Genomic DNA, 10,477 nt, shown 5'->3' with positions numbered 1-10,477 from the left:
CCTCCCCGGGCAGGTCGGCGCCGCGCCGCTGCACCAGCGCCAGCACCTGGAGCACCGAGTCGTGAATGCCTCGGGCCAGCCGCTCCCGCTCCCGGGTGGCGGCCTCCAACTCCACCGCGCGCTGCAACCGTTCCTCGGCGCTCGCCGCCAACCGGGCCACGTGCCCGACCACCACCCCGGCGAGCAGCATCAGGATCACCCCGGTGAACGAGGACTGGCCGATCCGTTCCCGGGTGGCCAGGTCCGCGCCGGCGACCAGCAACGCGGCGACGGTGCCCCGCCGCCGGCCGCCGGAGACGGCCCAGGCCAGCACCGGCCCGGCCATCCAGGCCACCCCCAGGGTGGGTACGCCGTGGGTGAGCGCCGTCCGACCGACCACCCACGGGGTGGCCAGCACGATGGCCACCACCACCCCGAGGTCGGCCAGCAGCAGCGGCCAGCGCCGCCAGGCCGGTCGGGCGTACCCGATCGCGGTCGCCCCGGTCCAGGCGATCATCAGCAGGATCAGGACGCCGACGGCGTACGGGTGGGCGTACCGGTCGGCGTCGCGCACCGCGAGCGCGCAGACGTACGCCAGGGAGGCCAGCCTGAACACGGTGAGCGCGCGCCACAGCGGCACCTCGAACCCACCCGGCGGCGACGGCATGGCGGTCAGGATGCCACAACCGGGCCGCCGCACGGCGAGCAGCGAGTGCGGTTCAGGAAACCCTGACGTACGGTGGAAAAGCCGCGAAATACTCCGAGATGCGCCGCCGGGACGGGCCCATGACGAACGCAGACCCGCACGCACCGCGTACGGTTGTGCCCATCGAACCTGCCCTCCTGATCGCCGAAGCCTTCGACCAGGCTCAGGTGACCGAGATTCGACACTCGGTCACCTCCTGCGCGCATGCCTCTGGTCTGAGCGGCCAACGGTTGGACGACTTCGTGCTCGCGATCAACGAACTGATCACCAACGCGGTGCGACACGGCGGCGGGCGCGGCTGGTTGCGACTCTGGCACGAGTCGGGTGTGCTGGTCTGCGAGGTCGCCGATCACGGGCACGGGATCAGCCCGCAGCGGCTGGGCGACCGCAGTCGGCCGGCCCCGGACACCGCCGGCGGCTGGGGCCTCTGGCTGGCCCGCGAGCTGACCGACGCGATGGAGGTCGTCACCGGCACCGCCGGCACCACCGTCCGGATCAGCACCGGCCTGACCAACCACAAACACACCCCGCGCTGACCGCGCCCCCGTGCCAACCGCGCCTTGCGGGTCAGGCGAAGAGCGCGGAGACGGATTCGCCGTTGTGGATTCGGCGGGTCGCCTCGGCCAGGGCCGGGGCCACCGACAGGACCTGCAACTTGGGGACCCGCTTGGCGGCCGGGATGGGCACCGTGTTGGTGCAGACGATCTCCAGGACGCCGTCCTGGTCGCTGAGCCGCTGCAACGCGTCGCCCGAGAAGAGGCCGTGCGTGCAGGCGAGCCGGATCGACCGGACCTTCAGGCCACGCAGATGCTCCATCAGCTCGACCACCGTGCTGCCCTTGGCGATTTCGTCGTCCAACACGATGACGTCCCGGTCGGCCACGTCGCCGATCACCGCGCTGATCTTGACAAGGTCGTCGCTGAACCGCTGCTTCGCCCCGGCCGCGACCGGCGTGCCGAGCAGCCGGGCGAAGGCCGCCGCCTCCTTGGCGTTACCCAGGTCGGGTGAGACCACCACGGTGTTGCTGAGGTCGTAGCGCCGGAAGTGGGTGGCCAACTCCCGCAACGCGTGCAGGTGATCCACCGGAACGCTGAAGAAGCCGTGCACCTGCGGCGAGTGCAGGGTCATCGCGAGCACCCGGTCCGCTCCGGCCGAGGTGAGCAGGTCAGCGACGAGCCGGGCGCCGATCGAGATCCGCGGCGCGTCCTTCTTGTCAGAACGGGCGTACGCGTAGTGCGGCAGCACCACCGTGATCCGACCGGCGGAGGCACCCCGGGCGGCGTCGATCATCAGCAGCAGCTCGACCAGGTGCTCCTGCACCGGCGGCACCAGCGGCTGGATCAGGAAGACGTCCCGCTCCCGGCAGTTGGCCTGCAACTGGACTTCCAGACAGTCGTTCGCGAACCGGGAGACCCGCACCGGGTGCAGGGGCACCCCCAGGTGGGCGCAGATCTCGGCAGCCAGGTCGGGATGGGCGGTTCCACTGAAAACTGCGATGTCGCGCACGTTCGCACATCGTAGGCGAAGCGGATGGGCCGCCAGCGGCGGCGGGCCGGAACCCACCCACCGTGACGCCTGTCGCGCCGCGCCGCCGTCCGGGTACGGTGCTGCGGTGACCCCCCAGTACGTCGCCGCCATCGACCAGGGCACCACCTCCTCGCGGTGCATCGTCTTCGACCGGGCCGGGGACATCGTCGCCGTGGCCCGGCGTGAGCACCGGCAGATCTTCCCCCGGCCGGGCTGGGTGGAGCACGACGCCGAGGAGATCTGGGACAACGTCCAGCAGGTGGTCGCCGAGGCGCTGCGGGCCGCGGGCACCGACGCGACCGGGTTGGCCGCCGTCGGCATCACCAACCAGCGGGAGACCACAGTCGTCTGGGACCGGGCCACCGGCCGGCCGGTGGCCAACGCCATCGTCTGGCAGGACACCCGGACCGGGCCGCTGCTGCGCGAGCTGGATTCGGCGTACGGCGAGGAGCGGTTCCGGGCCCGCACGGGCCTGCCGCTGGCCACCTACTTCGCCGGGCCGAAGCTGCGCTGGCTGCTCGACGAGGTCGACGGCCTGCGCGAGCGCGCCGAGCGCGGCGAGGTGCTCTTCGGCACCATGGACAGCTGGCTGATCTGGAAGCTGACCGGCGAGCACGTCACCGACGTGACAAACGCCAGCCGGACCATGCTGATGGACCTCACGACCCTGGACTGGGCGCCGGAACTGCTGGACGCGGTGGGCGTTCCGGCGGCGATGCTGCCGCAGATCCGCTGCTCCGCCGAGGTGTACGGCACCGCCGCCGGGGTGCTCGCCGGGGTGCCGGTGGCCAGTGCGCTCGGCGACCAGCAGGCCGCCCTGTTCGGGCAGACCTGCTTCCAGCCGGGTGAGGCGAAGTGCACCTACGGCACCGGCAGTTTCCTGCTGCTCAACACCGGTGCCAGCCCGGTCCCGTCGACGCACGGCCTGCTCACCACGGTCGCCTACCGGATCAAGGACCAACCACCGGCGTACGCCCTCGAAGGCGCCATCGCGGTCACCGGCTCACTGGTGCAGTGGCTGCGGGACAACCTCGGGCTGATCTCCACGGCCGCCGAGGTGGAGGAGTTGGCCCGCACCGTGGACGACAACGGCGGCTGCTACGTGGTGCCGGCGTTCTCCGGGCTGTTCGCCCCGCACTGGCGCAGCGACGCGCGCGGGGTGATCGCCGGCCTGACCGGCTACATCACCAAGGGGCACCTGGCGCGTGCGGTGCTGGAGGCGTCGGCGTGGCAGACCCGCGAGGTGGTCGACGCGATGAACGCCGACTCGGATGTGGCGCTGCGCCGTCTCCGGGTGGACGGCGGCATGACCGCCAACGGCCTGCTCATGCAGTTCCTCGCCGACGTGCTCGACGTGCCGGTGGTCCGTTCCCGGATCACCGAGACCACCTGCCTGGGCGCCGCGTACGCGGCCGGCCTGGCGGTCGGCTTCTGGCCGGACCTGGCCACCCTGCGGGCGCAGTGGCGTCCCGACGCGCAGTGGGAGCCGGCCATGGCCCCGGACCTGCGCGACCGGGAGCTGCGCCACTGGCGCAAGGCCGTGCGGCGCACCCTCGACTGGGTGGAGTGACCGCCACCGCGGCGGTCACTGCCAGCGGTTGCCGGTGAGCTTCTCGTAGACGTCGACGTAGCGAGCCCGGGTCGCCTCGACCACCTCGGCCGGCATGTCCGGGGCGGGGGCCTGCTTGTTCCAGCCGCTGCCGGTGGCCCAGTCGCGCACGTACTGCTTGTCGTAGGAGAACTGCACCCGGCCCGGCTGGTACGACTCGGCCGGCCAGAACCGCGACGAGTCGGAGGTGAGCAGCTCGTCGGCGAGGACCAGGGTGCCGTCCGGTGCCCAGCCCAGCTCGATCTTGGTGTCGGCGACCAGGATGCCCCGGTCGGCGGCCAGCTCGGCGCCGCGCCGGTAGACGTCGATGGTGATCTGTCGTAGCCGCTCGGCGGTGGCCTGACCCACCTTGTCCACCACGTCGTCGTACGTGATGGGCTCGTCGTGCTCGCCCATCGGCGCCTTGCTCGACGGGGTGAAGATCGGCTCGGGCAGGATCGACGCCTCGCCGAGCCCTCGCGGCAGTGGTACGCCGGAGACCGCTCCGGTCTGCTCGTACTCCCGCAGGCCGCCGCCGGTCAGGTAACCGCGGGCGACGCACTCGACCGGGAGCATGTCCAGCCGCTGGCAGCGGATGGCCCGCCCGGCGAACTCGGCGGGCACGTCGGTGGCCGAGATGACGTGGTTCGGCACCAGGTCGGCGAGCTGCTCGAACCACCAGAGCGAGAGCGCGGTGAGCAGGCGACCCTTGTCCGGAATCGGCGTCGGCAGCGCCACGTCGTAGATCGAGATGCGATCCGAGGCCACCAGGATCAGGTCGTCGCCGTCGGCGTAGACGTCCCGAACCTTGCCCGAGTGCAGAAGTTCCACGCGCCCTAGTACACCACGCGACATTGGAAGGGCCTGATTCGACCACCCAGCCGAGGGTGACCGGACGGACGTTGACACCTTCGTGCGCTGCCTGCGTGAATGGTCCGACCGCCACCCCCGTAGGTCCAGGAGAGCCCCGTGCCCGTTGTTCGCCCCCCGCTCGACCGCCTCGGCGCCGACCCGGGCCGGCGCCGACTGCTCAGCGCGCTGCTCGGCGCACCTCTGCTCGCGTCCGGCGGGCTGGCGGGATGCAGCGACGGCGCCGCCACCTCGACCCAGGACGGGCCCGTCGAGCTGTCGGTCTTCTGGTGGGGTGGCACCAAGCGGGCGGAGCTGACCGAGAAGGCGCTGCGGCTCTACTCGGATCGCAACCCCCGGGTCACCTTCCGGGTCACCTGGCAGGGCGCCAACGGCTACTACGACCGGCTGGCCACCCAGGCGAGCGGCGGGAACGTACCGGACCTGATCCAGATCGACGACGCCATGCTGACCGAGTACACCCAACGTCAGGTCATCCTCGACCTCACCGACCGCCACCTGGATCTTCGGGGCCTGCCGGAGGGTCTGATCCGCTACGGCACGGTGGAGGGGCGGACGATGGCGGTGGCCGCCGGGCAGACGCACGCCGTCGTGGCGTTCAACCGGGACCTGCTGCGGGAGCTGCAGATGCCGGAGCCACGCACCGGGATGTCCTGGCCCGACTACATCTCCTGGGCCACGCAGGTCACCGAGGCCAGCGACGGCCGGGTGGCCGGCACCATGGACGGGTCGGGCGACTACCGGGCGCTCTGGCTCTGGCTGCGGTCGCAGGGTGGCGAGTTCTACCGGGGCAACCAGCTCGGCTTCGGCGCGGACGAGCTGATCGCGTGGTTCGAGCTGTGGCAGCGGGCCCGCCGGGAGCGAGCCACGCCGGGAGCGGCGCTGGTCGAGCAGGCCGACAGCGGCGAGCCGGCCCGGCAACTGGTGGTGAACGGGGTGACCGCCGCGTCCTTCGCCTGGTCGCACCAGTTACCGGAGCTGCAACGCCTCACCGAATCCGAGTTGGGCATCGTCGGCTTCCCCGGCCCGCCGGGGGCTCAGTGGGCGCGGGCGTCGATGTACTGGGCGGCGTTCAGGGGCACCCGCCACCCGGACGTGGTCGCCGACGTGATCAACTTTCTGACCACCAATGGTGAGGTTGGCACCGTCCTCGGCCACGAGCGCGGGCTGAATGCCAGCGCCGCGGTCCGCCGCTACGCCGAGGGCAGCATCACCGACTCGGCCCAGCGACGTGCCGCCGCGTTCGGCACCAGCATCGCCGACCTGCTCGGGCCGGCGCCGGCGCCGCCGCCCAGGGGGCACGCCAAGGTACGCACCCTGCTGGTCACCGCCGCCGAGCGCATCCGCGTCAAGCGCGACGGCACCCGTGAGGCCACCGCGCGCTTCCTGTCCCAGGCCATCGCGGCGCTGGCGGTGTGAGCACCGGCGGCCGGCCCGGAGCCGGCCGCCTGTGACTGTCGGGCCTCCGGCCCGGTCAGCGCGGCGGACCACCCCGGCGGTTGCGCATCAGCCGCAGCACCAGGAACACGACGATCGCGACCACCACCAGGCAGCAGAGCAGCGGAAGTATCCCGAAACCGCCGCGGCTGCGCCGCCGGGCGGCCTCCACCACGAGTTCGCCGGTGCCCGTGGACGCCCAGGCCGCCACGGGCACGAAGACCGCCAGTACGACCGCACCGAAGACCGCGCTCAGGCGGCCCCACCACTTACCGAATGAAGACATGTGCCCATCCTCGCCGAAGGGCGCAACCTCGGCACGTCGGTCCACGCCGAATCACGGAACCGGAATCGTCCGGAACCCTCCGGCCAGCGCGCAACGCGCCCGCAACGTCCCGGCAAAGATGATGATCTTTACATGAATCTCCGGAGGTGATCGGATTCGCCACATGGTCAACTCTGTAGACAGTGCGCCGATCTCTCGCACCCGAAGATCTGCGGCGGCAGCGGTCGGCGTCACCCTCGTCGCCGCTCTCCTCACCCCCACGGCGGCGCACGGCGCCCCACCGCCCACACCGCCGCCGACGAGACCCGCTCCGAGCGGCAACGCGGACCGCACGCCCGTCACCGTCACGCTGATCACCGGCGACCGGGTGACGGTGACCCCGGGCGTCCACGGCGCGACCCCCTCGGTGGACGTCAAGCGCGCGCCGGGCGCCACCGGCTCGGTACGCATCTCCACCGAGGGCGGGGACACCTATGTGTACCCGGACGAGGCGGTGCCGTACCTCGCCACCGGCCGACTCGACAAGCAACTGTTCGACGTCACCCAACTCATCGCCCAGGGCTACGACGACGCGCGAACCGCCGAACTTCCCCTGATCGTCACCCGTACGACGGGCTCGGCGAAGCTCAGGACCGGCACCACGCTGCCGGGCGCGCAGACCACGCGGGAGCTCCCCTCCGTCCGTGGTGAGGCGATCCGTACCCGCCGGGCGCAGGCCGCGGGCTTCTGGTCGGCCCTCACCGGTGCGCAGTCGCCGACCGGCCGCAGCGCTGCCACCCCGGCGCCCTCCTTCACGGCCGGCGTCGACAAGGTGTGGCTCGACGGCAAGGCGAAGGCCACCCTGGCCGACACCACCGCCCAGATCGGCGCGCCCGCGGCGTGGGCCGCGGGTGGCACCGGCAACGGTGTCCGGGTCGCCGTCCTGGACAGCGGGGTGGACACCACCCACCCGGATCTCGCCGACCAGGTGGTGGCCTCCAAGAGCTTCATCCCCGGCCAGGACGTGATCGACCGGAACGGGCACGGCACCCACACCGCCTCCACCGTCGCCGGGACGGGCGCCGCCTCCGGCGGCAGGGAACGGGGCGTGGCCCCCGACGCCGACCTGGTGATCGGCAAGGTCCTCGACGAGAACGGCAGCGGGTCCATCTCGGGGATCATCGCGGGAATGGAGTGGGCGGCGCGGGCCGAGCACGCCAAAGTGATCAACATGAGCCTGGGCGTGAGCGCGTGGCACACCCAGGACGACCCGCTGAGCCAGGCCGTCAACCAGCTGACCGCCGAGACCGGCGCGCTCTTCGTGGTCGCCGCCGGCAACAGCGGACCAGATCCGTACACCCTCGGCGCGCCGGGCACCGCGGACGCCGCGCTGACCATCGGCGCGGTGGACACCTCCGACCACCTGGCGGACTTCTCCAGCGTCGGGCCCCGGATGAACGACGAGGCCCTCAAGCCCGACATGACCGCTCCCGGGGTGGACGTGCTGGCGGCGCGCTCGCAGCACATTCCCTGGGGTGAGGGCTACTACCGCGTCGACAGTGGCACCTCGATGGCAGCGCCCCACGTCGCCGGCGCGGCCGTCCTGCTGGTGCAGAAGCACCCGACCTGGAGTGCGCGCCAGCTCAAGGACGCGCTGATGAGCACCAGCGTCCGCACGCCCGACTACACCGCCTACCAGGCCGGCAGCGGTCGGTTGAACGTCGCCGCCGCCTACCACCAGGACCAGGTCATCGCGTCCGGGTCGGTGGACGCCGGACTCGTCGGGTGGTCGCCGGGCAGCACCCCAGCGCCGATCAAGCGGACGATCACCTACACCAACACCACGGACAGCCCGATCACCTTGGAGCTGTCCGTCGACCGGGGCGCCTCCCCCGCGCAGACGTTCACCACAACCGCCGACCGCGTCACGGTGCCCGCTCGGGAGAGCGCGACGGCCGACGTCGTGGTAGCCCCGGCCGGCCTTCCCGCCGGCAGGTACTCGGCCCAGGTCGCGGCCCGCTTCGCGGCCGGCGAGGTGCACACCGCCGTCGGGGTCGCCGTCGAGTCCAAGAAGTACGACCTCACCATCCACCTGAAGGACCGCGCCGGCCGGCCGATGAGCGGCGAGGTCGAGGTCGTCAACGCCGAGACCGGCTCCGCCTTCATGTGGGTGCCGGACGGGAAGCTCACCGCCCGCCTGGCCCCCGGCTCCTACACCGTCGTAGCGGCGGCGGACGTGGAGGGTCTGCGCGGGCCCCGCTCCCTCGGCCTCGCGATGCTGACCGCTCCCGAGGTCGACCTGACGACCAACCGGGTCGTGGAACTCGACGCCGCGCGGGCCCGTCAGGTCAAGGTGGCGACACCCCAGCCGACCGCCGTCGTCAACAGCAGAATCGACGTCTACCGCTCCTTCACCTCCAGCGAGCCGACACCCACCGACTGGAGCGCCCTGCGCGAGACCTTCTGGCCGGGCGCCGCCTACGACAGCCTGTGGGCCCTGCCGACCAGGGACAAGGTGAAGAAGGGCAGCTTCGTCTTCACCACCCGGATCCGCGCCGAACAGACGCCGCTGGCGATCAGCTACCACGGCCGGCACCTCAGCGACCCGCTCGTGCAGCCCGGTTCCCCGCCGCTACCCGACGGCACCTCGCGCCTGGACGCGGTCTTCGCGGGCGTCGGCGGCACCGCCGACTACGCCGGCCTCTCCGCCCGGGGCAGGGCCGTGGTCGTGCGCGGCGACGACTCGGTGACCCCCACGGATCAGGCGGCGGCGGCGCACACCGCCGGCGCGGCGATGCTCGTCGTGGTCAACGACCGCGCGGGCCGCAAGAGCGACTGGTACGGCAACCCGGACGCCGTGACGACCGGACCGGTCCCGGTGGCCTCGGTGACCATGGACGAGGGCGAGGCGCTGATCCAGAGGATCACCGCTGCGGGCCGCACCGGGGTACGACTGGTCGTGGTCGCTCACCCCCGGGCGAAGTACCTGTACGACCTCGTGGACTACCACCGTGGCGGCGTGCCGCAGGATCCGTCCGCCAAGACCGACCCGCGCAACCTCGCCCGGATCGATCTCACCTTCTCCCCGCCCCCCGGGAAGCAGTCCAGCGAGACGCGGACGGACTTTCCGCCGTACGAGTACGCGGCGGCACGCGGGTTCCCGTTCGAGCCGGTCGCGCCGGGGCCGCGTACCGACTGGGTATCCGCGGGTGGCGGCATCAGGTGGATGCAGTACGCCGACGTCGCCGACTGGGCGCGGTCCAACACGGAGGCCATCGCCTACCGGCCGGGCAGCGTCCAGAAGGACCGTTGGTTCGGGCCCATCACCCGGCCACGGCTGCTCAGCACCGAGATCCCGTTCCGTGGTGAGACCGCCATGAGCGCCTACATCCAGGGCTTCGGCGACGCGGGCGCCGCCCACAGCGGCGGGGCCAGCATGTCGCAGATCGCCACGTTCTATCAGGGCGACAAGCTGCTGACCCAGTTCGACGGCTGGCCGGAGGTCGGCGCGGGTGACCTGTCGCCGGAGAAACTGCCGTACCGGCTCGTCGTCGAGACCAGGGGCAAGCCCGAGTTCAGCCCGTACTCGACCGCCACGCACACCGAGTGGAGCTTCGTCTCCGGCGGCAGCACGGAGGTGCAGGCCATTCCGCTGGTCCAACTGGACTACGGGACGGACGTGGACCTCGCGGGTCGGACGAAGCGCCGCACCGACTTCGCGATCACGCCCGTGGTGGTGGGCAGCACCGCCGCTCGGGACGCCGTGTCGTCGCTCCAACTGGAGATCTCCTATGACGACGGGGCGACCTGGCAGCGGCAGGACCTGAGGGAGAAGAAGGGCACCTGGCAGGCGTCGCTGAACGCTCCGCACCGGGCCGACTTCGTGTCCATCCGGGTCACCGCCAAGCAGCGCAGCGGTGACGCCGTCACCCAGACCGTCACCCGGGCCTTCGGCCTGCGGTAGGACCCGCGGGGGGCCGGCGCCTGCGCGGTGCCGGCCCCTTCGGGGGCAACCATTGCGCAGCGGCACCAAACAAGTCCGGCCCCCACACTGTGGGGGCCGGACTCATATCACTTTCCGTGGTAGCGGGGACAGGATTTGAAC

8 protein-coding genes are annotated in these 10,477 nt (G+C 71.9%); 4 read left to right on the top strand and 4 right to left on the bottom strand.

Features of this window, described 5'->3' with window-relative positions; translation table 11 throughout:
• A partial coding sequence (locus PSH25_RS00960; protein WP_238657125.1) for a DUF5931 domain-containing protein occupies positions 1–646 on the bottom strand: 646 nt, incomplete at its 3' end.
• A 119-nt stretch (positions 647–765) separates the two neighbouring features.
• On the opposite strand from PSH25_RS00960, the gene PSH25_RS00955 reads away from it, so the two are divergent.
• Positions 766–1,221 carry an ATP-binding protein gene (locus PSH25_RS00955; RefSeq protein WP_238657124.1) on the top strand — a complete coding sequence of 152 codons (456 nt, stop codon included), beginning with the start codon at positions 766–768 and terminating at the stop codon, positions 1,219–1,221.
• A gap of 31 nt (positions 1,222–1,252) precedes the next feature.
• Here PSH25_RS00955 and PSH25_RS00950 read toward each other — a convergent pair whose 3' ends face one another.
• Positions 1,253–2,191, bottom strand: coding sequence for a ribose-phosphate diphosphokinase (locus PSH25_RS00950; RefSeq protein WP_112623539.1), 939 nt, complete (start codon positions 2,189–2,191; stop codon positions 1,253–1,255).
• 106 nt (positions 2,192–2,297) lie between these two features.
• Here PSH25_RS00950 and glpK point away from each other — a divergent pair, with 106 nt between their 5' ends.
• Positions 2,298–3,782 carry a glycerol kinase GlpK gene (glpK, locus tag PSH25_RS00945; RefSeq protein WP_238657123.1) on the top strand — a complete coding sequence of 495 codons (1,485 nt, stop codon included), beginning with the start codon at positions 2,298–2,300 and terminating at the stop codon, positions 3,780–3,782.
• A gap of 15 nt (positions 3,783–3,797) precedes the next feature.
• On the opposite strand, the gene PSH25_RS00940 is transcribed toward glpK, so the two are convergent.
• A complete protein-coding gene (locus PSH25_RS00940; RefSeq protein WP_238657122.1) occupies positions 3,798–4,631 on the bottom strand; it encodes a phosphoribosylaminoimidazolesuccinocarboxamide synthase in 834 nt (277 codons plus the stop codon).
• A 138-nt stretch (positions 4,632–4,769) separates the two neighbouring features.
• Between PSH25_RS00940 and PSH25_RS00935 the strand changes: the two genes are divergently transcribed.
• Positions 4,770–6,089, top strand: coding sequence for an ABC transporter substrate-binding protein (locus PSH25_RS00935; protein ID WP_238657121.1), 1,320 nt, complete (start codon positions 4,770–4,772; stop codon positions 6,087–6,089).
• A gap of 55 nt (positions 6,090–6,144) precedes the next feature.
• Here the strand turns inward: PSH25_RS00935 and PSH25_RS00930 are convergent, their stop codons facing one another.
• Entirely contained in the window at positions 6,145–6,393 is a 249-nt protein-coding gene (locus PSH25_RS00930) for a hypothetical protein (RefSeq protein WP_196919617.1), read from the bottom strand.
• A 163-nt stretch (positions 6,394–6,556) separates the two neighbouring features.
• Between PSH25_RS00930 and PSH25_RS00925 the strand changes: the two genes are divergently transcribed.
• Positions 6,557–10,336 (top strand): S8 family serine peptidase, encoded by a 3,780-nt coding sequence (locus PSH25_RS00925; protein WP_238657120.1) that lies wholly within the window; start codon positions 6,557–6,559, stop codon positions 10,334–10,336.
• The last annotated feature ends 141 nt before the right edge of the window (positions 10,337–10,477 follow it).

It is taken from the genome of Micromonospora foliorum (assembly GCF_022229015.1).
GTDB lineage: Bacteria > Actinomycetota > Actinomycetes > Mycobacteriales > Micromonosporaceae > Micromonospora > Micromonospora foliorum.
This window is presented reverse-complemented; position numbering and strand designations above follow the sequence as displayed.

Bases quoted from the DNA above. Each gene is read 5' to 3' on its own strand.
- PSH25_RS00955 (WP_238657124.1), top strand. From the start codon at position 766: ATGACGAACGCAGACCCGCACGCACCGCGTACGGTTGTGCCCATCGAA.
- PSH25_RS00925 (WP_238657120.1), top strand. From the start codon at position 6,557: ATGGTCAACTCTGTAGACAGTGCGCCGATCTCTCGCACCCGAAGATCT.
- PSH25_RS00930 (WP_196919617.1), bottom strand. From the start codon at position 6,393: ATGTCTTCATTCGGTAAGTGGTGGGGCCGCCTGAGCGCGGTCTTCGGT.